This is a genomic window from Maritalea sp., from assembly GCF_051251695.1.
Classification (GTDB): Bacteria; Pseudomonadota; Alphaproteobacteria; order Rhizobiales; family Devosiaceae; genus Maritalea.
The window spans coordinates 116,317-137,092 of the sequence record NZ_JBPOEU010000003.1 but is presented as its reverse complement, the minus strand read 5'-3'; the positions used below and the strand labels follow the sequence as shown (position 1 = coordinate 137,092).

20 protein-coding genes and 1 pseudogene are annotated in these 20,776 nt (G+C 49.7%); 2 read left to right on the top strand and 19 right to left on the bottom strand.

Annotated features, from left to right (window positions below):
• Positions 1-142: 142 nt before the first annotated feature.
• From ACSHWX_RS02545 to ACSHWX_RS02465, 17 genes and pseudogenes are all read right to left on the bottom strand, one after another.
• A pseudogene (locus tag ACSHWX_RS02545) lies at positions 143-945 on the bottom strand (ABC transporter ATP-binding protein); the annotation flags it as partial.
• Positions 942-2,066 (bottom strand): hypothetical protein, encoded by a 1,125-nt coding sequence (locus ACSHWX_RS02540; RefSeq protein WP_435666607.1) that lies wholly within the window; start codon positions 2,064-2,066, stop codon positions 942-944. The pseudogene ACSHWX_RS02545 and the gene ACSHWX_RS02540, both read right to left, overlap by 4 nt.
• Before the next feature lie 132 nt (positions 2,067-2,198).
• Positions 2,199-2,354, bottom strand: coding sequence for a hypothetical protein (locus tag ACSHWX_RS02535; protein WP_435666606.1), 156 nt, complete (start codon positions 2,352-2,354; stop codon positions 2,199-2,201).
• A 90-nt stretch (positions 2,355-2,444) separates the two neighbouring features.
• The gene (locus tag ACSHWX_RS02530) at positions 2,445-3,023 is read right to left on the bottom strand and encodes a hypothetical protein (protein ID WP_435666605.1); all 579 of its coding nucleotides are present in this window, start codon (positions 3,021-3,023) and stop codon (positions 2,445-2,447) included.
• Between the two features lie 12 nt (positions 3,024-3,035).
• The gene (locus ACSHWX_RS02525) at positions 3,036-3,278 is read right to left on the bottom strand and encodes a hypothetical protein (protein WP_435666642.1); all 243 of its coding nucleotides are present in this window, start codon (positions 3,276-3,278) and stop codon (positions 3,036-3,038) included.
• Entirely contained in the window at positions 3,227-3,460 is a 234-nt protein-coding gene (locus tag ACSHWX_RS02520) for an extracellular solute-binding protein (RefSeq protein ID WP_435666639.1), read from the bottom strand. Before ACSHWX_RS02520 ends, ACSHWX_RS02525 begins: the two co-directional genes overlap by 52 nt.
• Positions 3,426-3,599 carry a hypothetical protein gene (locus ACSHWX_RS02515; protein WP_435666641.1) on the bottom strand — a complete coding sequence of 58 codons (174 nt, stop codon included), beginning with the start codon at positions 3,597-3,599 and terminating at the stop codon, positions 3,426-3,428. The genes ACSHWX_RS02520 and ACSHWX_RS02515 overlap by 35 nt, the downstream gene beginning before the upstream one ends.
• Positions 3,600-3,896: 297 nt before the next feature.
• On the bottom strand, positions 3,897-5,429 hold the full coding sequence (locus tag ACSHWX_RS02510; RefSeq protein WP_435666604.1) for an indolepyruvate oxidoreductase subunit beta family protein: 1,533 nt from the start codon (positions 5,427-5,429) through the stop codon (positions 3,897-3,899).
• Positions 5,422-7,584, bottom strand: coding sequence for a thiamine pyrophosphate-dependent enzyme (locus tag ACSHWX_RS02505; protein ID WP_435666603.1), 2,163 nt, complete (start codon positions 7,582-7,584; stop codon positions 5,422-5,424). Before ACSHWX_RS02505 ends, ACSHWX_RS02510 begins: the two co-directional genes overlap by 8 nt.
• Positions 7,585-7,611: 27 nt before the next feature.
• Positions 7,612-8,403, bottom strand: coding sequence for a cyclase family protein (locus ACSHWX_RS02500; protein WP_435666602.1), 792 nt, complete (start codon positions 8,401-8,403; stop codon positions 7,612-7,614).
• Positions 8,404-8,468: 65 nt separating this feature from the next.
• Positions 8,469-9,422: a branched-chain amino acid ABC transporter permease gene (locus ACSHWX_RS02495; RefSeq protein WP_435666601.1), complete on the bottom strand. Its 954-nt coding sequence runs from the start codon at positions 9,420-9,422 to the stop codon at positions 8,469-8,471.
• Positions 9,422-10,312, bottom strand: a complete 891-nt coding sequence (locus ACSHWX_RS02490; RefSeq protein WP_435666600.1) for a branched-chain amino acid ABC transporter permease — start codon at positions 10,310-10,312, stop codon at positions 9,422-9,424. The genes ACSHWX_RS02495 and ACSHWX_RS02490 overlap by 1 nt, the downstream gene beginning before the upstream one ends.
• The gene (locus ACSHWX_RS02485) at positions 10,309-11,028 is read right to left on the bottom strand and encodes an ABC transporter ATP-binding protein (protein WP_435666599.1); all 720 of its coding nucleotides are present in this window, start codon (positions 11,026-11,028) and stop codon (positions 10,309-10,311) included. The genes ACSHWX_RS02490 and ACSHWX_RS02485 overlap by 4 nt, the downstream gene beginning before the upstream one ends.
• The gene (locus ACSHWX_RS02480) at positions 11,025-11,798 is read right to left on the bottom strand and encodes an ABC transporter ATP-binding protein (protein WP_435666598.1); all 774 of its coding nucleotides are present in this window, start codon (positions 11,796-11,798) and stop codon (positions 11,025-11,027) included. Before ACSHWX_RS02480 ends, ACSHWX_RS02485 begins: the two co-directional genes overlap by 4 nt.
• A gap of 20 nt (positions 11,799-11,818) precedes the next feature.
• Entirely contained in the window at positions 11,819-13,021 is a 1,203-nt protein-coding gene (locus ACSHWX_RS02475) for an ABC transporter substrate-binding protein (protein WP_435666597.1), read from the bottom strand.
• A 76-nt stretch (positions 13,022-13,097) separates the two neighbouring features.
• The gene (locus tag ACSHWX_RS02470) at positions 13,098-14,180 is read right to left on the bottom strand and encodes a cupin domain-containing protein (RefSeq protein ID WP_435666596.1); all 1,083 of its coding nucleotides are present in this window, start codon (positions 14,178-14,180) and stop codon (positions 13,098-13,100) included.
• Between the two features lie 38 nt (positions 14,181-14,218).
• Positions 14,219-14,929 (bottom strand): GntR family transcriptional regulator, encoded by a 711-nt coding sequence (locus ACSHWX_RS02465; RefSeq protein WP_435666595.1) that lies wholly within the window; start codon positions 14,927-14,929, stop codon positions 14,219-14,221.
• Positions 14,930-15,190: 261 nt separating this feature from the next.
• Here ACSHWX_RS02465 and ACSHWX_RS02460 point away from each other — a divergent pair, with 261 nt between their 5' ends.
• Entirely contained in the window at positions 15,191-16,330 is a 1,140-nt protein-coding gene (locus ACSHWX_RS02460; protein WP_435666594.1) for an aminotransferase class V-fold PLP-dependent enzyme, read from the top strand.
• A 366-nt stretch (positions 16,331-16,696) separates the two neighbouring features.
• Positions 16,697-18,322, top strand: a complete 1,626-nt coding sequence (locus ACSHWX_RS02455; protein WP_435666593.1) for a diguanylate cyclase — start codon at positions 16,697-16,699, stop codon at positions 18,320-18,322.
• A gap of 36 nt (positions 18,323-18,358) precedes the next feature.
• Here the strand turns inward: ACSHWX_RS02455 and ACSHWX_RS02450 are convergent, their stop codons facing one another.
• Positions 18,359-19,231: an NAD(P)-dependent oxidoreductase gene (locus ACSHWX_RS02450; RefSeq protein WP_435666592.1), complete on the bottom strand. Its 873-nt coding sequence runs from the start codon at positions 19,229-19,231 to the stop codon at positions 18,359-18,361.
• A 161-nt stretch (positions 19,232-19,392) separates the two neighbouring features.
• Positions 19,393-20,772: a CoA transferase gene (locus tag ACSHWX_RS02445; RefSeq protein ID WP_435666591.1), complete on the bottom strand. Its 1,380-nt coding sequence runs from the start codon at positions 20,770-20,772 to the stop codon at positions 19,393-19,395.
• Positions 20,773-20,776: the final 4 nt, after the last annotated feature.

Here is a 20,776-nt window from a genome sequence, read left to right as displayed (position 1 = left end):
TGTCTTCAACAGGCGGTTTATCCATCTTGGTGATGAACTCAGTACCGTTGGGGGTGACCATGTTCAAGAGGGCGAATTCACCTAGCTGCTCTACCAGTTCAATCTTGCCGACAAGCAGCGCATCCTTTTAAGCGCACTGTTCTAAATGTTCGGGGCGGATGCCAATTAATGCGCTGTCTGAGGGTGGATTTGACGGCTCAATCTCTGCGCCTTCAACAAGGTCTGTTTTGGTGAAGAAATTCATTTTAGGGCTACCGATAAACTGCACGACAATGCAATTGGCTGGGCGTTCATAAAGATCAATCGGTGAGCCCACCTGCTCGACTTTACTGTCGCGTAGACCAACAGTTTTGTCTGCGAGAGTCATCGCCTCAACCTGGTCGTGTGTCACGTAAATCATCGTGAATTTTAAGCGGCGGTGCGGTCGTGCGATTTCTAGGCGGGTTTGGCCCCTAAAGGAAGCATCCAAATTTGGGAGTGGCTCGTCAAATAGGAACACTTCCGGGTCGCGAACAATGGCACGGCCAATGGCAACCCGCTGGCGTTGCCCGCCGGATAGATTGCGTGGCGAGCGTTCCAAATAGTCTGTGATCTGAAGAACTTCTGCCGCAGCACGCACACTACGGTCAATTTCGTTCGGGTGTGTTTCGGCCTGCTTTAAGCCGAACGCCATGTTCTTATAAACGGTCGCGCGTAGGCCTGAAAGACCATCGCCACTTCCCGCTTGTATGGCGCTACATCATTCACGACACGGGCGCCGATGGAAGCTGTCCCATCGCTTATTTCCTCTAGACCCGCAATCATCCGTAAAAGCGTTGATTTTCCGCACCCTGAAGGGCCGACAAAAACAACGAACTCGCCATCTGAAATGTCCATATCAACACCATGCATTACTTGCACTTCGCCGTAAGATTTACGGACGCCACGGATAGTTACACTGGCTATGATTTTTCCATTTCCACGATAGTTTGTTTGAGTAATATGCTAAATTGAGGGAACCTTTTTGGCAGGTCAGACCAAAGGACATTTGACGTCGCAAAGCGCTCAATTTGACCTGGTTCAAGCAAGGTTGAGACAACATCCCAGCTGGGCTCGTAATATTCGAATGAAATCCGTTGATCTTTCACAGCTTGAGCGAACCAATACCAACTCGCGATCGAGCGAATTGCATGAATTGGTGCATCGCCATTTTCAAGTACCGCTTCAATTGTTGGGCGAATGAAAATTTGAAATTTTGCGAAACCGTCTGCACAAATCCGCTCTATGGAATCTGCAATCGTATTGTTGGAAAACCTCATTTCGACATTGTCCAAATAGGCAGTTGTGTCCAAGGGAATGTCCGCTGGCAGCGCCGGCAAAACTTCCAGCTGTTCGTAATCCCTGAAATGTTTAGCCAGCTCATCATCTTGCATTGCTTGGTCAAATGTTTGATGACCTTTGAGCGCTGCAAGGTATGCTAAGCAAGTGTGCCTACCGTTCAATATGTGGATTTTTGCTTCTTCATAGAGGTCAACATCATGCACAATTTCAACGCCCACGATGGAGATATCTGGCATTATGTCGGCACAATAATCTTCAAGCACCCATTGTGAAAATGCCTCAGATTGCACAACTTCGTCGACATTGGCACCAAACAGGGCTTGCGCGTCGCTTTGCACATCGTCTGCTTTCCTCGGGGTTATGCGATCAACCATAGAATTCGGGAAAACAACCTTTTTGCGCACCCAGTCCGCTAGGGTTTTGTTTTCGGTCAATGCCAGATAGGTGAGGAAATTACATCTAAGCTTATCGCCGTTTCCCCGAAGGTTGTCGCAACATGCAATCGTTAAGGGCTTGTCAATTTCAGTGGCCCGTCGCGCCAACGCTGCCTCAAGATAGGCGTAAACCGAAGACTTGCTATCACCATTAATTTCATCGCGAATTGTAGCGTCATCAGGGTTTAAGTGTCCCTCATTGTCCAAATGATGGCCACTTTCAGTCACCGTGATGGTCGCGACTTTCACCGAGTTTTGGGCTAAAAGGCTTTCAGCAAGATCAATCTCATTTGGCCAATCTCTGAACGCCACATGAGAACGAACGCGGCGCTGCGAGACCGCCCCATTTGGATCAACCGTTTTAAGAGCATAGCCGCCGACTGACAGGGCCGAGGTGGCAAAGCTCTTTGCTTCGGTCTTTCGCAGATTGACCGCTGCAGTTCCCTAATTGAGATCATTACTTTTTCGCATATAGTCGTCGATATAAACTGCCTGGTGGGCGCGATGGAACGCGCCAATGCCCAAATGCATAATACCGATTTCGCAATCAGACCTATCGTATGTGGTCTGGTAAAGTTGGGTGGCTTTCTCGTTACTCACTGTGCAACCCTTTTCGGCGAAGTCAATTCACCACGCGCCAATTCTCGATAGGCGGACGGAGTCATATTTTTCATCTTCAGGAAATGAAGATTATAATTGGCGAAATTTTGAAAGCCAGAGGCGCAACAAATCGAGGTAACTGGGTTTTCCTTGGTGTACAACTTGCTGCACACCTTTCCGAATTTGCTTACTATTGCCTTCGGGTTGAAAAATGGAGACAACTGATAGTTGCTTTTTTTCCGTATGCTCGTTTACGCGAACAAGGAACTGGAGAAAGGCAACAATCCGTTCCGCGCCCCGAACATCACGGATGGCCTCAAGATGCCCCTTTGCAAAAGTTGGATTGAAATCCACAAATTTGATACCAGACCGTGCTAAATCAAACATCGGTCGCATTTTATTGGGTTCAGGAAATGCGTCTGAAAGTTCGTCAATATTCTGCTGGTTAAATTGAACCAGCATGTCTCTGACACCAACGAACGCTTTTCCACGGGTTACGACGATTAGGTGCAACTCATATTCCTCGTGGCTGTGCCAACCGGTCGGCCATCCATGTTCCAAGTAGCGGATGGAACACGTAGTGCGATCAACGAATTCAATTTCGGGACGTACAATTGACATTACTTCACTGCCCCAAATTTTAGGCACCGCACCAATTGGCGCTGGCATAGCCATCCAATACTACGATGGCGCACATGCCAAGGTCGAAACGGCTGAAAGTTTGGCCCAGAACAAGGCTTCTGGACTTGAGAATGAAGCGTCTGCTTGCTTTGTGCCCGCAGGGATAGCAAGTGACCAAGCCCACAAACAGTTTGCGTCGCGACTGGTGACTGCAACAGGAGATTGTGCGACCGCAATCACGTCAGCAACTTTTAACTGTTTTGGATCAGATACGAATGATGCTGCGATAGTTGCACAATCCACATGCCACATTTGCCTTCGGTGATCAGCGCCAAAATCTCGTTGAATGAGTTGCCTTCTGATCCTGGAGGGCTGTATTTAGTCAACACACCAACATACATTGTTACTGCATGGTTCCATGCCGCACTGTCAATATCTGGTATCCAATCTTCATTGAACCGTTTGGCACCAAACGAGTTCGCCATAGAATTGTTTAGCACAATGCTTGCCGTCATGGCTCAATCCGCCATGCATAGCGGGTAGAATATCATCAACATCATATTCGGCGCTAAATTCAAGTGCTTCTAGCCAACCGCGTTCGCCCAAAATTGGTGCCTCATACATGCTGTGGTCATGATATCGAACTGACTCACTTTTGTAGAAATGTCTGCGGTTACACGAGAGCGAAGTGTTCCTTCGTCCAAAGTAACCCAATTCACTGTGATACCCAGATGAGGTATTTCAAACTCAGGTGTCAGTTTTGCATTTCGATCATGTGGTCATTGTTCAGCGTGGCGATGGTGAGCTCGCCGGCAAAAGCCGTCAATGCAGTTATCGCGCCTAATGCGAGACCACACCTGCCAACGCTTTTCAGACAGCACTGATTGTCTCTACAATGCAACCAACATGTTACAAACTGACCTAATCGCTCATCGTCGCGATGGTTTTCAGCGTTCCATCAAGTAACTTGCCGCCTTCATCTTTTAGGGCCGCGTTTCGCAAGCGGGTGATCCAAATTGATGCGTCTTTTCGTCCCTTTAGGAGGGGGAGTCCGGAGAGAACGCGGTCGAATTTTGATTGGCCCCTGACGTGCGTATCACCATATCCTTTTATCAAACGTCGACAATTCAGGATTTCGACAGCAAGCAAATAATCTTTTTGAACATGATCAAGTGAAAGTTGGAACCACTCATTCCAGTGCTTTTTCTCGAAATGGTGCCGCAATTGGGAACGACGCCACGATCTCGCGCCAGCGATCACCCAAAGAGAGGTGAAGCCAAACAGACTATCTGTGCGGATTTTTTGCCCGCGATTGATCAATTTATCCAATCTGGCGGCAAGCTTGGGACGATCCTCAATGAACTGCCCGACCGGACGCGGCATCATTCCGCAAAATTCTTGTATGCGCGGATGGAAATATTCCGTCAGATGCAAAACTTTTTGCTCATCCAGTTCAAGTTCGCCCCGCACACGTTTTAGCCTGGTTGAACGGGTTTTTAGCTCTGCGACTTGCACCACATCATTGTAGCAAAGTGCGTTTGCTAAGTGCTTGGCCGCCGCATTGGAGAGGGCAAAGTCTTCTTCTGCCCGATCCACGTCAATGGCTTTTTCGAGTAAATCTAGATATTCGCGGCCATATTCTACGTCTTGATAATCTATCGTTTTAATCAAACCGCGCATGGCAAAGTCGCGTGTCGGTTCAGGAAAACTACTGACCCGACTTTGAAGCGCCTTCCACTTGGCGATTTGCTTTTTTGGGCCCTGAACAGCGCTGCCCAATACTGGTGATTTCTCAACCGTCTTTTCGTCCGGCAGCGTTATCTCGCTGCCCTCGCGTAACTGGGAAGCTTTCAGATAGGCAGCGCGAAATCCGTTTAGGCTCGCATCAACCCCTCGACCGGACTTGGTGATCGCATTTTCGAATGCCTCTTGCTCAAATGGCAAACATCCCGAACCTGCAAGTGCCCCAAAAAGGCTAGATGAAATTACGGTTTTCGCCTCCAGCGCAATCCGTTCCATATCAAAGCCGATAAAGGTTTTGGCGGAAGTGCGCGACAGTTCGCTCACTTCATCTGAAGGTGCCCGACCATCGCCGGGTACGGTTTTTTCGGAGACTGCAACAATGCGGTGGGTGGAACAAATCAATGTTGTTTTGTCTTTTGATACAAAACCGCGCATCACAGCGCGCCCGGCTTCCATCAGCTCTGCGGCAACCAAAATGTCTACATCATCTTCAGATGGCGACAGGGAAAATACGGGTTGTTCACCCGTGCTTTTAGCCATCTCAATATAGTAGATCGTGGCGCCAGTTCGCTGTGCCACCCCTGCCACTGAGGTAGACTGAACGATAAATCCGGAGTTTTCGGCAACATCGACAATCCAGTTTGAAAGCACAGCCCCGCCTTGCCCACCAACGGCCAAGACAGCGAGTTTGATGATCTTATCATCACTCATTGCCTGCCTCCTCAAAACGCAGACGCCCGCGCTCTCGCCAAGCCTGCAGTTTTTGAATTATGCTACCGCGAATGTTGGCGACAAAACGAGATAGAGCTGTTGGGTTGTGAATTTGGTCCGCGCGATAAAATGACGGACAAAGAACAGCCGCATCGGCAACCTCACCACAGTTTCCACAGCCGACGCAGGTGTGGTCAATCGCAGCAACTGGATCATCTCGAAATGGATCGTTTAACGTTTTTAGGGAAAGAGATGGGCAGCCAGAAAGCCGAATACAGGCATGATCGCCGGTGCAGATGTCCTCATCAATACCAAAGCGTGGCTTTGAAATTTGCTCGCCATTTGAAATAGCTTTTGCAATGAGTGGTTTTTCCCGACGTTGCAAATTGAGCATACATTCCGACGATGCAATGATGACTTTGGGGCCCTTCACGGATGTTGTGAGTGCCTCGGTCAAAATCTCTCTCATTTTGGAAACATCGTACGTCCGGTCAAGTTGCTTGACCCATTTCACACCGACGCCTTTCACCGCCTCGGCGATGGGGTGGCTGGTCGACTTTGTGAGATTTATCGCCCTTGAAGACAGAATGTCTTGGCCGCCGGTTGCTGCTGAATAGTAGTTATCGACAATGACGATGACGCCGTCATTTTGGTTAAAAACCGCGTTACCAATGGAAGAAGTCAGGCCATTGTGCCAAAAGCCCCCATCACCAATAAATGAGATGGACCGCTTGGTTGCGTTAGGGGAGTTAAATGCTGCCGCCGACGCGGGGCCTAATCCGTAACCCATTGTCGTTGCGCCAATTTCAAACGGTGGCATGATGGAAAATAGATGGCAGCCAATATCCGATGAAATTAAATGTGGGCCCATTTCCTGCTCGACAAGTTTAGTCGCGGCAAAGATAGGGCGTTCCGGACAACCGATGCAAAATCCGGGTGGTCTAGCAGGCACGAGCTTTGCCAATTCGGCGGCCTGTTCTGGTTTTACTGTATCGTTCGGCGCTAAGAACTGGGAGGGCAACATGTGGGGCGCAGATGTGCGTAAAAAGGCACTAATGCCTCCCAGCAAAACTTTCCCCGTATATTCACCCGCCATCGGCAGTACGTTTTTGCCGCTGATTTTTACGGTTTCTTGCGCCTTAAACAACATGGCGGAAAAGGCCTGTTCCAGATAATCTGGCTGACCTTCTTCAACAATCAATATGTTTTCTTTGTCGGCGCAGAATGCCAGAAACTCATCTTCAACCAGGGGGTAAACAGCGTTCAACACATAAAGCGGCACCTTGGTCGCACCGTAGGTGTTTGCCAGGCCTAAACGTTGCAACGCGCGGATCACGCCGTTGTACATTCCCCCTTGAAGGACAATGCCGATTTTGGCGCCTTCAGGTCCGAACTTTTCGTTGATCTCATGCGTCTTCAAATATTGGATCGCGGCGGGAAGCCGCTCTTCAATTTTCTCTTTTTCATGGAGATAAGACGCTGGCGGAAGGACAATACGTTTCGTGTCGCGTTGCGGGTTGTTTAGCGCATCCGCAACATTCATTTCAGGCACTTTATTGTCTTTAGCGGTAAAATGCCCGTGGACATGGCACGAACGTATGCGCACCAAAAGCATAACGGGTGTGTTTGATGCTTCTGACAGTTCGAAACCGGTTTCAACTGCATCAACTATTGAGGGCAGATTGGGGCGAGGATCAAGCAGCCAGACTTGGCTTTTCATGGCAAAAGCGTGGCTACGCTCCTGCATGATGGAAGAGCCTTCGCCATAGTCTTCGCCCACAATAATCAGCGCCCCGCCCTTTACGCCACCCGAGGAAAGGTTCGCCAAAGCGTCAGAAGCCACATTGGTGCCCACGGTGGATTTAAACGTGACTGCACCGCGAATTGGATAGTGGACAGATGCGGCAAGCATCGCTGTCGCCGTGGCTTCAGAGGCGCTTGCTTCAAAATGAACGCCCAACTCGCCAAGAATGTCTTGGGCATCGGCCAGCACATCCATCAGGTGGCTTATCGGCGCGCCTTGATAGCCACCAACATAGCCAACGCCGCACTGGAGCAAGGCTTTAGTAATGGCCAAAATACCTTCGCCGGAGAAGTCTTCACCCTCTCCAAGCCGAAGTTTTTCAACTTCTTTGACGAAAGATCTTTCTGCCATTTTTAAGCCCCTAAGGTTGCTGCACTGCTAGCGACGCGGCACCAGTGCCAGAACGCGCGTTGGACTGCCTGTGCCATGCTTAATCTTAAGCGGCGCTGCGATAAGGGTGGCCCCTTTTGCTGGCAACCGATCAAGACCCGAAAGGCTCGCTAAGCCATATTTGTTGGCTTTATGCATCAAGCTATGTGCTGGAAATGGCGGCTCCATACCACCGGCTTGGCCAGCGTCCGTGCCAATCGTTTCGCTGCCCCAGCCAATTGCGCCTGTTGAAATAACATATTCAATGGCGTCTGCAGTCGGTCCGGGCGTATGCGGCCCGGTTTCATCGGCATTCAAGAACGCTGTTTCGGACCCATTGCGTTTATACCAGTCGGTCCGCATCAAAACCCATTCGCCTTTTCGAATGTCACCATGCTCAGCTTCCCAGGCTTTGACGTGATCAGCGGTCAACAAGAAATCTGGATCGGCTGCAGCTTCTTTAGAGCAATCGATGACATTTGCAGGGGCAACAAAGTTCTTGGGCGGAATGGTGTCGGTTGCGCCATCGGCATAATCTTTGCCGGTGATCCAATGGATGGGCGCATCAAAATGGGTGCCCGAATGTTCGCCAAGCTTAAGCCAGTTCCATGCCCACCATGGCCCTTTATCGTCATAGGCGGAAATAGAATGGATTTCAATTTTAGGCGTATCAACCGCCAGTTCTGGCGGAAGCTTTAGGAGCGGCGTTTCCGGTCCCAAAACGGCGGATAGGTCCACAATTTCTATGCCGTCATTTAGCAAAAGATCGCCAAATTGGGCTAACAATTCAGTAGAATTCATTACGTCCTCCCTAGTTTATACAATTCGCCATCCCACCACCTGCAAAAGCGGCATTGGACGTGCGCTCACTCTTTTTTGGTGTATCGAAGTTTTGGGGCTTTCTCGGGAATGATCCCAGACCGAAAACGCTGCAACACGAATTGCAGCAACAAACCAACCAGCAGCATTCGAATAAACGAACTGCGAGTAATCCATTCGGGTGGCAGTCTGTTGGTAAAGATTTCAGTTGCCGACCAAAGGAACCAAATAACCAAGGCGCCAACGATGGCCCCTTTATTATTCCCAGAACCGCCTGCCATCAGCATAACCCACACCAGAAACGTCACCAACATTGGGTCGGTCGCGGATGGCGATAAAAAGCGGAAATAGTGGGCTGAAAGTCCACCGGCGACACCCATAACCGCGCAGCCAATTACAAATGTTTGGATGCGAAATTTTTCAACGTCCTTACCAGCTGCAGAAGCGGATGTTTCATTGTCGCGAATGGCACGCAAGCTGCGCCCCCATGGACTGTCATAAAGTCTTTGCGAGAACAAAAATACGACGAGCACTATGGCCCAGATGAATGCCAAGAAAACGATATCTGCTGCGCGTCCGGATGCCAAACCGGCCAACGGGCGAGGAACCCCAGAAAGCCCTAGAGCGCCGTTGGTCAACCAACTTTCATTTACAATTATCAATCGCAGAATTTCAGCGATACCTATAGAGGCCATCGCCAAATAGTCACTTTTTAGCCGAATGCAGATCTTGGCAACGAGCCAGCCAACGCAACCCGAAATTACCGCTGCGCCAGCCAAGCCAACGACCACTGGAAGATCAAAACCACCGACGTGTTTTGCTGACTCGCTGGTGGTTAAAATCGCTGAGGCGTATGCGCCTGTTGCAAAAAAACCCGCAATCCCGGCGTTAAACACACCGCCCATGCCCCACTGAATATTCAGCGCCAAACATAACAGCGCGTAAATGCCACCGGCGATTAAAATGCTGACGAGATAGAAGAAAAGCCCTGTCATTTCCATCAGAGCAACCTCCCTTTAAACAGACCTTGCGGCCTAAAGATCAGCAATCCAATCATAATCACAAATGCTACGGCGGTTTTGTATGATGGGGAAATTAGCGCGTCGTCGCCGATCCAGTGATAGGACGACAATTCTTCTGCCAAGCCAATAATGAACCCACCTGCCATGGCTCCCATCGGCTTACCAATGCCACCCAAAATTGCAGCCGCAAACATGGGCATCAATAGGTTCCAGCCAAGATTGGGATGGGCGCTCGTATCTAATCCAGCAAAAACACCGGCGATTGCCGCTAGGGCCGCGCCGATAATCCACGTCCAGCGTACAACCTTTTCGGTGTCCAAGCCTGACACTTGGGCCAATTCGGGATCATCTGCCACAGCGCGCATGGAGCGACCGGTCATTGTTTTGGACAAGAAATAGTGAAGCGCAATGGCGATAACCGCGGTGGTTGCAACGGCCTGCACATGCAAACTGGAAATCCGAAATGTATCGAACAAAATAATCGGCGGCCGAATACCAGTTCCAAAGACTTGGTTTTCTGAACCGCCAAAAAGCTGGACCAACGAGCGAAAAATCAAAGCGACGCCAAACGACGAAATAACCGTGTAGATCGTCGGTAATTTTCGCAAGGGTTGATAGAAAACCTTATCAACGAACAGCGCTGCGCCAATGGCCAAGGCCACACCAAATGGCACCAATAGAAGCGGATTTACGGGCAACACCACACTTGCCGCGAACACGCCGTAAACCCCGACAGTCATCAAGTCGCCATGAGCAAAGTGCGCAAACCGTAGGATGCCGAAAATCATGGAAATGCCAACAGCACCCAGCGCATAAATACTGCCGATCGCCAGAGCGGGAAACAGGTAGAAATTGATGAATTCAATCATGATGCGGCTCCGCCCAAAAACGATTTTCTGACATTGTCGTCTGCCAGCAGTTCCTGACCCGTCCCCGAAGCGAAGTTTTTGCCAGTGACGAATACGTGACCATGGTCTGCGATTTGCAAAGCTTGCCGTGCATTTTGCTCAACCATCAATATGGTGACCCCAGTTTTTCGAACATCCAAGAGCAAATCAAAAATTCGTTCCAAGTATGCAGGCGACAGGCCAGCCGTGGGTTCATCAAGCAAAAGCAACGTAGGCTCACACATTAGCGCTCGGCCAATCGCCACCATTTGGCGCTGACCGCCGGATAGCTCACCGGAAGGTTGCCCGAGTTTGTCGCGCAAGTCAGGAAACAGGCTCAAGATTTTTTCGCGCGTCGCGACCTTATCCGCTGGGGGTGCCGCATAGGTGCCTATATCCAAATTCTCATCGACCGTGAGATTGGGGAACACATTGTGACTTTGCGGCACGACTGAAACGCCCATCGAGACAAGCTTTGACGTTTTTCGCGCGGTAATATCTTGGCCATCCAACGTGATGGAGCCGCCAAGAATTGTCGTTAGCGAAAAAATGGTTTTCAGCACAGTTGACTTACCGGCGCCGTTTGGCCCCAAAATAACGGCGATCTCATTCGTGAACACATCAAATGATATGCCTTCAATAATTGGCACGCCGCCATATCCTGCCGTGAGGTCTTTCACTTCCAAAAGCACACTCATGATTGAGCCTCATATTTTCCGCCACCGAAATAGGCTTCAATCACACGCTCATCGCGCCGAACTTCGTCCACTGTACCTTGCGTGAGCAACTTGCCTTGCGCCATAACAAGCACATGGTCACAAAGTTTGGAAACGTAATCCAAATCGTGTTCGATAAGACAAAATGTCAATTTTCGTTCAGCGTTAAGTCGTTGAAGTTTGTCTGCCAATTTGCCCAACAATGTGCGGTTGATGCCTGCCCCGATTTCATCCAGCAGAATTATTTTGGGATCGCGCATGAGCGCACGGCCAAGTTCAACAAGCTTTTTTTGCCCGCCGGAAAGATTGCCGGCCTGTTCATCCCGAACATGGTCGAGTTCCAAAAGGCTTATGGTTTCTCTTGCCGTATTATAAATTTCACGTTCTTCGGCTACAAAAAGCCCACGTCGAAAAACAACGTTGAAAACGTTTTCTCCAACTGGCGCTGATGCAGCGGCCATTAGGTTTTCAAGCACTGTGAGTTTTGCAAACTCGTGCGGAATTTGAAAAGTGCGCGCCAGCCCGCGATTTGCGCGCTGGTGCGGTTTTAGGTTTGTTATATCTTGACCATCAAGAATGATACCGCCAGAAGTTGGTTTTAGGGCACCTGCAATCACATTGAAGGCGGTGGTTTTTCCCGCACCATTTGGACCGATAAGCCCCGTGATGCGACCCGCGTCGATTTTAAAACTCACGTCATCAATCGCACGCAAGCCGCCAAAATCGACACAGATATTTTCTAGCTGAATCACAAACCTGACCTATCGACCGATTATTGGACGATTTCAGTTTGTTTGTACGAGCTACCGTCAACCACAAACTTTCCGATGAAACCGCTTACGTCGCCGTTTGCATCAAAGTCATATGTGCCGCCAGCACCATCATAATCAATGTCGGTTCCCGCAGCGATTAGGGCCTTAGCTTTTTCCCATTCGCCTGGCCCAACTTTTACGCCCGGCGCAGAAGCCACATCGCGTAAGGCTTGAGCCATTTTGCTTCGATCAGCAGAACCAGCTTGTTCAATCGCCAACATTGTTAGGAACGTTGCGTCATATGTTTGGTCAACAAACGCTTTGTCTGCCCCGTCGCCATATTCTGCATTGTACGCGTCGTGCAATGTTGCTTGGGCTGGGTTGTCACCAGGTGAAGTTGGTGATGAGAAAAACGATGTGCTCAAAATTTCTGGGCCAACATTTTTGATCAACAATTCATCGCGCAATCCATCAGTGCCGATGAAGCGCGTGAATAGGCCGCCTTCGGCCGCTTGCTTTACGATTTTACCGCCACTGTCGCCAGCATATGCAACCACAACCAGTGCTTCAGCATCGCCTTTTGCCAAGCTCGCGAGTTCAGAACGATAAGAATCTTTCTTTTCTTCGTGCTTACTTTCAGCAACAATTTCGCCGCCAGCTGCTTTGTAGGCTTCGATAAATGTTTGGCCAATACCAACGCCATAATCGTTGTTTACATAGGTAACAGCGACCTTTTTAATGCCTTCACCCAGGACCATTTTGGCAAGAATTTCACCTTGATAATTGTCAGATGGCACGATGCGGTAAACCAGATCATTATCGACAAGATTTGTCATCGCCGGAGATGTTGCTGTTGGCGAGAGTTGAACCACGCCAGAAGGAATGAACACAGCTTCAGCGGCAGCAATTGTGGTGCCTGACATAAGCGCGCCCATAACAACCGGCACGTTCTCAATATTGACGAGCTTTTGTGCCGCATCAACCGCACCTTGGGATGTACCTGTTGTATCGCCAAACACCGCAACGGCGTTGCCATCAAGCAAACCGCCTTGGGCGTTCACTTGTTTCACGGCCAAATTGGTGGCGTTTTGCAATGGTGGAATAAAGTTGGCGATGGGGCCAGTTATGTCCATCAAAATGCCGACTTTAGTGTCGCCTGCTGTTGCCAAAGCGGTGCTGCTGAGCAAAGCTGCTGTGGCAATCAATGTTGTGAGTTTTCTCATTTTATAGTCCTCCCTAATAATCCTGTGTTTCTCGAACATTGCCGTCTTTTATTTTTAGTTATTCGGCTTATTCGAATTAAAGTAGTTCTGTTTCAAACTCTCCTGGCAGATTGACTTCGAGCAATTCAAGCTCATCAGTTGGATCCGCATATCGCGTTGCCATTCCCGGCGGAATAACAAATGCATCGCCTTGAGTTAAACGATAGGGCTCTTTGCCTTCGCCTTCCAACGTCATCTCGCCGGACATCACAAAATTGAATAAAATGTCGCCATTGTGTTTTGTCCAAACGGTTGGTGCGCCGGTTGGGCGGGCGACTTTTACGCAGGCAACACCTTTGGTATTTTCATTGATTGTTGTGTCACGCGCTTCAAAACCAGGCACCCGGAATGGGGTAAATTTAGCGTCCTTTGCCAAACTATGGACAAAACGTTGCCCATCCCATTCGCGATCAGGCCGCAATGTTGGTGTGGGCAAGCTCATATCGTGATCAATTTGGGTTACATGCTCGGCAGGTACCCCGATCTCGATGACCTCAATCCCTTCGGCGGCGTGCATCACACGGTGTCGAATTGTCGGCGGTTGAATAAAGCAATCACCGGCATGAAGACGTCTAACATCACCCTGATCTTCATACAAAACATCAACCCATCCGCGAATGCAAAATATGAGTTGAAACCCAACTTTGTGGAAATGCACCATGTCTGGAACTGGACCGTCCGGCACCCGAATATGAGACGCAATCATCGCGCCACCCAGCCGTGAAGGAATAAGATCGCGATATGCCATGCCCGCACGACCGATGACCCAAGGCGCTTGGTCAGCCAGTTTGCGTACAACAAATGCGTGATCGGTTTCCGGCAAAACAAGCGGCGGGTTTAACTCATCAATTTCGATCTTCGTACCGTTTGGCGCAACTAGCTTGCGCTCACCATCGGCAAAGGAATTAGGGTTATCTGTCAGTATACGCAAAGTGCCGGGCGCTTCTGCAGCGCCTTTTTCGATCCGAACACGCAAACCATGGCCGGAAAGCACAGCGACTTCCGGGTTGTCAGCCGGGTAAATCATATCCAGACGCATTTGCAATGTCTTCGTGTAAAACGGCAAATCTGCGGCTAGGTTTTGTGTGGGCAGACGGACCTCTGCTCTTACTTCATTCATGGTTTGCGCTCCCTATCACGCATATATTTTTGGCGCCGCTATGCTATTGTTGCGGCGTTCTTTGTTGTTTGGTCTTGTTGCTTTGTTGCATCCAAATAGGCGCTTTCGCCCACATAAACAAAACGCGTGATACTGTCATATGCAGCGACACCGTTTCGACTGGAGAAAGCCTCGTAAAGTTCTGCGTTTCCAGAGGTGATCAGGGGATGATTTTTGGGGTCAACAAAAGTCATCATCCGCACCGCTTGTACTTGGGTCATGTACCGCTGAATCGCGCTACGTAACGATCCGTTTGGAATGGCGGATATCCACCCGTTCCTAAATCGCTCGCTTGCTTTGAACAAAAGTTCAGAATTGCCGCAATCGGTTGCAACACGCGCTTCAATCAGCGTTTGTTTGAGTTTTACAATTTGCTCATCACTGATCGCCTGAGCGGCCAAGGCGGCACCGCGCGGCTCCAACAATCGGCGAAGATCAAACGTTTCCAAAATTTCTTGGTGAGACATGCGTGGCAAAACGAAACCCCGCGTTGTTGCCTCTAAATAGCCCTCATGGGATAAGCGCATCAACGCATCACGCGCCGGCATACGAGAAACACCAAACTCTGCTGCAACAGCTGTATCAACCAGCCTAAAATTTGGGGCAATTTCGCCGCGCTGCATGCGCCCCATCAGAACATCATGGATATGAACGCTCTGCTTGCGCGCGCCACCAGCGGCACCGGAATTTGTGTTCTTAACGCCTGACATCGAGAAGTTAAATCCTCATTTTCCGGTTGTCTGCTACATCAACTGTATACAATTTAACTCGTAATTCAAATTCAAGACCCCCAGCTTTCAACGAATTCCTAATTTTGGATATCCTTTAAGCTTGTAGTATCTTAATTTCTGTATACGATAAGATCAGAATTTCGTCAACCAGTGTGAACGATGGCGAACCCGAAATTTTGTGGATCCTGGATGGATCGACAGCTGGAAAATCAACGACAAACAGAGCTAAGCAGGGAATTAATGGAAGATCGCAGCGCAACGAAGGATGACGGATATTTTTTATATCACTCGATTGGCCAATATCCTCAAAAGGGCCGAGATCTTGCTGAAGCGACTTCAACGTTTGCGCAGGTTTGGAGCGCCGTTAACGACCAACAATGGGACTATTTACTTGGGCAACGTGCAGAGTTCATTCGCTTATGGAGCGCACTTATCGGAGCGGCAAGTGGATCGGTTACAAGCTGTGAAAATGTCACGCAGGGCATGCACATGCTCATCACTTCACTGCCTGACAATATGCTTCGTGGCTGCAAGGTGCTGGTTGGGGCAGATTGCTTTCCGTCAAATCATTTCCTTTTAACCGGGTTGCAGCAAAAATTGGGATTTGAGCTGGAAACTGTGGCCATGCGGCAGGGCGCCTCTTGGGTGGATGACGACGATTTTATTGCCCATTGGGATAAAGACGTAGCGCTCGCCTTGGTCACTTGGGTCAGCTCAACAACTTCTCATAAGGCTGATTTGGAGCGCCTTGCCCAGCATGGGCGCGACATGGGCAGTCTTGTTGGGGTGGACATTACCCAAGCGGCCGGCCTTTTGCCGTTTTCGGTTGATGCGCCGCGCGTTGATTTTGCGATTTCAACCAGCCTAAAATGGATGTGTGGCACCCCGGGGGCAGGTATGCTCTATGTGCGACCAGAACTTATTGTGGAGTGTACGCCAGAAGTTCGAGGATGGTTTAGCCAAGACAATCCGTTCAACTGGGCTTTAGACACATTTGAGTTCGCAAACGACATACGTAGGTTCGACAATGGCACGCCAAGCATTCTTTCGGCTGCCGCGACTGTTCCGGCATTAAAATGGCACGCAGCATTGGATAAAGTCGAACTGCTCAAGCACAACAGAAGTCTGTCTCAAAAAATACTAGATGCCATAAAAGATACCGGCCTAAAGCTTGTTTCCCCCAGCGATGCGAAAAATCGCGGCGGCAGCGTCATGGTCCAATTTCAGACAGTTGAACGAGTGCAATCATTTCTTACAACCATGCGAGAGGCGGACCTTTACGCCGACTGTCGAGGTGCAACTTTAAGGTTATCACCGGGCGTGATGACCAGTGTCGCGGCCACAGATCAGCTCGCGGCGCTGTTGGCTGAAACCACTTAAAGTGTGTAGCTTAGAGGGATAATTTTGCAGCTGGGAACCAACGCAATTCAAACACGTTATTGCCCGGCCGCGCGAGCAGCTACACTCAATTCTCGCTTTAAGTCGATCCTAACACTCAAATTTGTTTAACCCTTTTTGACATTTCCCCTCGAAATGAACGCTCGGCTGCTCATTCTTCAGTGCTTTTATTTTACCTAATAAGTACAATTACTTGCAACTTCAAAGCGTAAATTCTATGGGGGATTTGATGACCAAATATCACTACAATAAGAGGTTAAATGCACAAAATTTAGCCACTTGGCGTTAACCAATTTTCGCTAGACTGCTGCAATTGTTGGAAATCCAAAAAAATACACTGGATGCTTAGTGTCGGAACGGGAAAAAATAGAAGCGTTGATGAAGGACGCGATCCAAAAGTATTTGGATGGCAGTCCTAAAACTTCTCTTCAGCGCAATTTAAAGGCTTTGCGGCTTGCTAAGGACCTTGGCGAACCGCACCTTATTGCGCGCGCGCAAATTGAAATTGCGCGTGCCCAGCGCTGGCTGCAAAAACCACAATTGGCAATGGATTACATCCACAAAGCACTTGCCATTATTCCCGAACTTAACGATTCCAAATTGTTCGCGTTCGCTCAGTTTGTTCATGGGCGCATTCTTTTGCAACTGGGGTTGACCGACGACGCTTACACCGAACTTGCAGAAGTTGAAACCTGGGCGAAAGCCCACAATGACAATGAGTTGCTTGCTCGCGCTTTTGATCTGCAGGCCATACTTTTTGTTCAAGGCTCCAACTTTGAAAAAGCACAAGATCTTATGGATCGGGCAAACGCATTGCAGGATGAGCATGACTTTCCCGCTCTTCGTCCCGTCTTTACGCTGCATCAGGGATTTTTCCATACCCGCATGGGGGACAGCGCCTTTGAGCAAGGCGATAAGCAAGCTCATCATGACCATTTTCAAATTGCATTGATGTGGACAAAACAGTCTATTGAAACAGCAAAGGAAGAGGGCAATCTTTGGTATCTATTTATCGGGTATTGCAATGCGGCAGAATGCGCCGCTGTCCAGCAAGAGTTTGAATATGCAGACGAGTTAATGTCTGCGGCGGAGAATTTACCTCAAGGGTTGATGGACATTGGCATCGTCCACTTTTTGTACACCAAGAGTGAGGTTGAAAACCGACGCGGCAACAGCGAAAAAGCCATTCAGTTTGGTCTTGAGGCCCTTAAAGCGGCAGAGGCCAATCCAGATGCGGACCACGTTATGAACGCCCAACGCCGGATGGCTGAAGCCTATGAAGCGGCGGGACAATTTGAGAATGCACTGAACGCGCACAAAACATATCACGCTCAATTCAAAAGCTCGTTGGCAAGGCGCGCTTATTGGCAGGACCGGATGGCTGCATATAAAGCGAATGTGAAAGACATGCGCGACCAACTTGAGCAAGCCACCGTACATGCAGAGCGCATGACGGAAGAAGCCTATAAGGACGCGCTTACGGGTTTGTGCAATAGACGGGCGTTCGATCAGGCTTTGCTGCAATATGATGCGGACCGGGGCATAAAATATGCAATCGCCGTCTTGGACTTGGATCACTTCAAGCGGATCAACGACAATTATTCTCATTTGGTTGGCGACGACGTTTTGCGATTTGTTGCCGATATTTTGGAAGAACATACCCGAAAAGGCGACATCGTCGCCCGCATTGGGGGTGAAGAATTTGCAATTTTGATGCCGAATACCAGCCAAGATTCAGCGATCATTGTGTGCGAGCGCATCCGACGACATATCAGCTCTTGGGATTGGCAATCCATCGAACCGGACCTAAAAGTATCGACCAGCGGCGGCATTGCCTTGTCGCGAGAAGGCCGTGGATCGCATGACGTTTACGCGATTGCGGATACAAGACTGTATCACGCCAAAACACATGGTCGAAATCAGATTGAGGCGTATGCCCTGCCCGCCGGCAGCCCGGCGGCGCACTGGACCTAGAACATCATTTCCGCATTGCAAAAATTATATGTAGCCCTATTTGTCCCTTGTAAGGCGACGCATAAGGCTTGAAGTGTCCCATCGATTGCCGCCCATTGACTGCACGTCCTTATAGAACTGATCGACAAGCGCCGTCATAGGAAGGGACGCACCGTTGCTGTCCGCTTCGGCCAAACACATGCCCAGATCTTTGCGCATCCAATCCACAGCAAATCCGAACTCAAATTCATCTTCAAGCATCGTTTTACCGCGATTTTCCATTTGCCAAGATCCAGCGGCCCCTTTCGAGATCACATCAAGTACAGCTTCCCCGTCAAGCCCAGCGCGTTGGGCGAAGTTCATGCCTTCAGCTAAGCCCTGCACCACGCCAGCGATACAGATCTGATTGACCATTTTTGTGAGTTGACCAGAACCCGATGGCCCCAACAATTGGCAGGATCGGGCAAAAGCATCAATGAGCGGGGCGGCACGATTAAATACATCTTCGTCACCACCACACATGACCGTTAAAACGCCGTTCTCGGCACCGGCTTGGCCGCCGGATACTGGCGCATCAATAAACCCAATTCCTTGCGATTTTGCCTTGTCACAAAGTTCACGCGCAACACTGGCGCTTGCCGTTGTGTGATCGACAAAGACCGATCCCTTTGGCATGGACTGGAACGCCCCGTCGTCACCAACAGTGACCGCGCGCAAATCATCATCATTACCGACACACGCAAAAACAAAATCGCAGTCTTTTGCTGCTTGTGAAGGCGTTAAAGCCATTTCGCCGCCGTTTGATTTCACCCACGCCTCAGCCCGTGAAGTGGTGCGATTGTAAACCGTAATTTGATGGCCAGCCTTTTTAAGGTACGCGGCCATTGGCGCGCCCATAACACCCAAACCAATCCATGCAATTTTGCTCATAAACACCCCGCACACGCGCCATTTGGCGTGGCCCCTCAATCATTTCGGTTTGAAAAGAACGTCCGGAATGGCGCGTTCTCTGCTCTATATTTTTCAAACCATCACATTTTAGATGAGAGAGGTCAAACCACTATTGGACAGGCATTAACAACATTTATCGATCACGTTTCCGGCCAATTGGCCTTTGCTATTCGCAAGGAGCCCGCCGGTACATCCCAAGCGAAATCCACGCCATCTATTTTTAAGGGAAATTTTAAACGTTTTGCACCGCCCAGATGAGTTTGCTCGCGTTCGGCTATAAAATCGTTATTGCACAGTTCTGCAACATCACCGCTGGCATGATCCCCGCCAGTTTGCGTCAGCATTTGCGCCACACGGGCCAGCGAAAGACGTGCCGCGCTGGCATGGCCGTTCAATTTGGATTGAGCCAAGGCCGATAAAACGGCAGCAGCAACAAGATATCCCGTGGCATGATCCAGCGCTTGCACCGGCAAAGGTGTGGGTTTGACGTGTTGGCCCTTCTTCATACCGAAATCTGCAATTCCCGAACTCATTTGAACCAAACTATCAAAGCCCCTTCTATTCGCCCAAGGCCCGGTCCACCCATAAGCGTTATGGGCAACATCGATCAATGCAGGATTAATTTTTTGGCGTTGAGCCGATGAAAATCCAAGTCTTTTCAATGCATCCGCGCGAAGCCCATGCACAAGAACATCGGCATTCTTCAACAAGTCGGTGAAATGGAGACGGTTAGTACGCTGAGTTAGATCAAGATGGGCGCAAGTTTTGCCAATCGTCATCTCCTCATAAAGGCCAGGTTCGTCCCACCAAACCGGGTCCAAACGCAAAACCGTTGCCCCAAGCCCCGCAAGCGTTCTTGTGGCCACAGGTCCTGCGATGACGCGCGTGAGATCGAGCACTTTGAGGCCCTTAAGCGGTCTTTTGAAGTTTTGGAGAACAAAGTTTGATTGATGTGCGCCTTGAGGCTTTTGCCAAGCGATCAATGGCTCTGATTTAAGCGCCTCCCCTTGCGGGTGAACTGCCCAATCGTCGATAGATCGCATTTGCGCGGCACAGCCGCCTGCATTCACAATGGCGGTTTCAAGCGCCAACCCGTCCCACTTACGAACTGCGGCTGCAACCTTCATTCTGTTGGCTTCAACACCCAACACATTTAGGGCCGCTTCTTTATGATGAGGCGCATTCGTGTGCAGTCTTATCCACCCTGAATTGGAGCGATAATCCCCTGCAATATTATCCCAAACCGCAGGCGGGTCGCGATCAACCAGATATAGGCTTTGGGCGAACCAATGTGAGGCAAGGCGTTGGTCCACACTTATTGTGGGGGTCCACGCATTATCATGCGCGAACATAAGTACTCTCAACGCCTCACTAACGCCAACAAGCGAAGCCGAAGCCAAACTTGAAACGTCAAACCAACTGGGCAACTTTTGAGCATTTTCAATCACGCAGTTCATTTCGTTGACTTCTACGCCAAGACGTAGATTTGCAACTATTTCGCTCAAAAAGGGATTGGTCATGGTT

What these genes read in the sequence shown, in the direction of transcription:
- ACSHWX_RS02485 (WP_435666599.1), bottom strand. Translation starts at nt 11,028, where the DNA reads ATGAGTGTGCTTTTGGAAGTGAAAGACCTCACGGCAGGATATGGCGGC.
- ACSHWX_RS02520 (WP_435666639.1), bottom strand. Translation starts at nt 3,460, where the DNA reads ATGGCGAACTCGTTTGGTGCCAAACGGTTCAATGAAGATTGGATACCA.
- ACSHWX_RS02530 (WP_435666605.1), bottom strand. Translation starts at nt 3,023, where the DNA reads ATGCCAGCGCCAATTGGTGCGGTGCCTAAAATTTGGGGCAGTGAAGTA.
- ACSHWX_RS02475 (WP_435666597.1), bottom strand. Translation starts at nt 13,021, where the DNA reads ATGAGAAAACTCACAACATTGATTGCCACAGCAGCTTTGCTCAGCAGC.
- ACSHWX_RS02470 (WP_435666596.1), bottom strand. Translation starts at nt 14,180, where the DNA reads ATGAATGAAGTAAGAGCAGAGGTCCGTCTGCCCACACAAAACCTAGCC.
- ACSHWX_RS02445 (WP_435666591.1), bottom strand. Translation starts at nt 20,772, where the DNA reads ATGACCAATCCCTTTTTGAGCGAAATAGTTGCAAATCTACGTCTTGGC.
- ACSHWX_RS02495 (WP_435666601.1), bottom strand. Translation starts at nt 9,422, where the DNA reads ATGGAAATGACAGGGCTTTTCTTCTATCTCGTCAGCATTTTAATCGCC.
- ACSHWX_RS02450 (WP_435666592.1), bottom strand. Translation starts at nt 19,231, where the DNA reads ATGAGCAAAATTGCATGGATTGGTTTGGGTGTTATGGGCGCGCCAATG.
- ACSHWX_RS02490 (WP_435666600.1), bottom strand. Translation starts at nt 10,312, where the DNA reads ATGATTGAATTCATCAATTTCTACCTGTTTCCCGCTCTGGCGATCGGC.
- ACSHWX_RS02500 (WP_435666602.1), bottom strand. Translation starts at nt 8,403, where the DNA reads ATGAATTCTACTGAATTGTTAGCCCAATTTGGCGATCTTTTGCTAAAT.
- ACSHWX_RS02465 (WP_435666595.1), bottom strand. Translation starts at nt 14,929, where the DNA reads ATGTCAGGCGTTAAGAACACAAATTCCGGTGCCGCTGGTGGCGCGCGC.
- ACSHWX_RS02510 (WP_435666604.1), bottom strand. Translation starts at nt 5,429, where the DNA reads ATGAGTGATGATAAGATCATCAAACTCGCTGTCTTGGCCGTTGGTGGG.
- ACSHWX_RS02505 (WP_435666603.1), bottom strand. Translation starts at nt 7,584, where the DNA reads ATGGCAGAAAGATCTTTCGTCAAAGAAGTTGAAAAACTTCGGCTTGGA.
- ACSHWX_RS02460 (WP_435666594.1), top strand. Translation starts at nt 15,191, where the DNA reads ATGGAAGATCGCAGCGCAACGAAGGATGACGGATATTTTTTATATCAC.
- ACSHWX_RS02515 (WP_435666641.1), bottom strand. Translation starts at nt 3,599, where the DNA reads ATGTATGAGGCACCAATTTTGGGCGAACGCGGTTGGCTAGAAGCACTT.